Here is a 1,911-nt window from a genome sequence, read left to right on the forward strand (position 1 = left end):
GCACAGCGGCTGTTCGTCGCACTCAAGACCCGCGGCGTACCGGTGGAGCTGCTCCTGTTCTCCGGTGAAGGACACGACATGTCCCGCTCAGGCCTGCCGAGCCATCGAGTGGCCCGGTTCGAGGCGATCCTCGAATGGTGGGACCGCCACCTCCTCTAGAGCGTGTCCGACCCGGAAGCCCGACCCGGACGAGTCTCCGAGGACGTCGCCGGGGCCGTGCCGCCCGAAGCATCCACTGCCGACTGAACGTTCCTGGAGGAACCATGAGCCGATCCGTGGCTCAGCACCGGACGGCCCCGGCGGTCGTCGACGGCGGCCGGCGCCCGCGCCGGGTCGAACCCCTCGCCGACGTCCGGGGCGAGGAGACGCGCGCGTACGCCCCAGGGCTCACCCTGGCCGGGAAACCGGGCGCGGCCGTGCGCGAACTCCCCGCACCCGCCCCGGGCGACGTCGGCGCGCCCCGCACCGCCCGTCTCGACGGACTCGTCGACGAGATCCGGGCGGCCCTGGCAGCCCTGCGCGCCGCCCCGCCCGAGCAGGCCGGGGAAGAGGTGGCGGCCTTGCTCGCGCCGCACCTCGGGTGCGACGACCTGCTCACGCCGGCCCAGCAGGAACCCCAGCTGCACACCTATCGGCAGCACCTTCTGCACGCCGAACCCGAGGGCTCGTTCTCGGTCGTCGCGCTGGTCTGGCTGCCGGGGCAGAGCACACCGATCCACGACCACGTCGCCTGGTGCGCGTCGGGCATTCACCGGGGGGCGGAGACGGAGACGGTCTATCGCCTGGTGCGCGACGCGGACGAGCCGTATCTCGTCGCCACGGCCACCTCGACCAGCGGGGTGGGAGCGGTGTCGTTCCTCGCCCCGCCGGGCGACATCCACGACGTCCGGTGCGCGGCTTCGGGCCGGACGGTCTCGATCCATGTGTACGGGGCGGACATCGCACGGCTCGGCTCCAGCGTGCGCCGGACGTACACCCTGCCGGTGCTGCCCGCGGGCGGCTCGGGCGTACCGCGTTGACCCGCACTCCTGCCACGGGAGTGACCGACCTCAGAGGATTTCGATGCCCTCCGTAATAGAGATACCCCCCGAAATGGACGCAATAGAGATACCGCCAGAAATAGGGCAGAGCGAGAAGATCGCCGTCTTCTGCGGTGCGCGCGACGGTGCGCGTCCGGACCATCTGCTGCTCGCCAAGGAGTTCGGTACCGCTCTGGCCCGCCGCGGACTGGACCTGGTGTACGGCGCCGGCGGCGTGGGGGTGATGGGTGCGGTGGCCCATGCCGTCATGGACGCGGGGGGTGGTGTCACCGGGGTGGTGCCCCACTTCCTGCATGAGCGTGAGCGGGCCGACAACGCGCCGGGCGCGCTGTTCGTCGTCCGTTCCATGCATGAACGCAAAGCGCTCATGTACCGGCTGTCGACGGGCTTCGCCGTGCTGCCCGGCGGGTTCGGGACGCTCGACGAGCTACTGGAGGCGGCTACCTGGAGCCAGTTGTCGATCATGCGGAAGCCGATCGTCGTGGTCAATCACCGGGGCTTCTTCGACCCACTGCTGCGCATGCTGGACCACTTGGTCCAGGAGGGGTTCCTCAGAGCCGAGGAGCGGAGCCTGATCCAGGAAGGAAAAGACGTCGACGAGGCCATAGACCTGCTCAGGGCCGGACATCCGCAACCCGTCCCGGCGACAGCCTGACAGCCGGCACATGTAGCGCCCCCACCGAACCCGGTGGGGGCGCTACGCGTTTCCCGAGAAAGCGTTCAACAGTCGTGTCCAACTTTCGCGCCAAAAACCCACCGTTGACGCCAGAGGCCTCTTCAGGCGAATATCTCATCACCGCCGGAAAACACCGACGGGAACCGAGACGGATAAAGGAGTGAGCATCATGGAGAACACCGTGGCGTTCGACGA

3 protein-coding genes are annotated in these 1,911 nt (G+C 69.2%); all 3 read left to right on the top strand.

Annotated features, from left to right (window positions below):
- Nucleotides 1–9 precede the first annotated feature (9 nt).
- The gene (locus ABZ910_RS36180; protein ID WP_361373677.1) at nt 10–159 is read left to right on the top strand and encodes a hypothetical protein; all 150 of its coding nucleotides are present in this window, start codon (nt 10–12) and stop codon (nt 157–159) included.
- 104 nt (nt 160–263) lie between these two features.
- Nucleotides 264–1,019 carry a cysteine dioxygenase family protein gene (locus ABZ910_RS36185; RefSeq protein WP_361373671.1) on the top strand — a complete coding sequence of 252 codons (756 nt, stop codon included), beginning with the start codon at nt 264–266 and terminating at the stop codon, nt 1,017–1,019.
- A 73-nt stretch (nt 1,020–1,092) separates the two neighbouring features.
- The gene (locus ABZ910_RS36190; protein ID WP_361373673.1) at nt 1,093–1,695 is read left to right on the top strand and encodes a TIGR00730 family Rossman fold protein; all 603 of its coding nucleotides are present in this window, start codon (nt 1,093–1,095) and stop codon (nt 1,693–1,695) included.
- The last annotated feature ends 216 nt before the right edge of the window (nt 1,696–1,911 follow it).

The sequence above is a fragment of the Streptomyces sp. NPDC046805 genome, from assembly GCF_040645355.1.
In the GTDB taxonomy this organism is placed as follows: domain Bacteria; phylum Actinomycetota; class Actinomycetes; order Streptomycetales; family Streptomycetaceae; genus Streptomyces.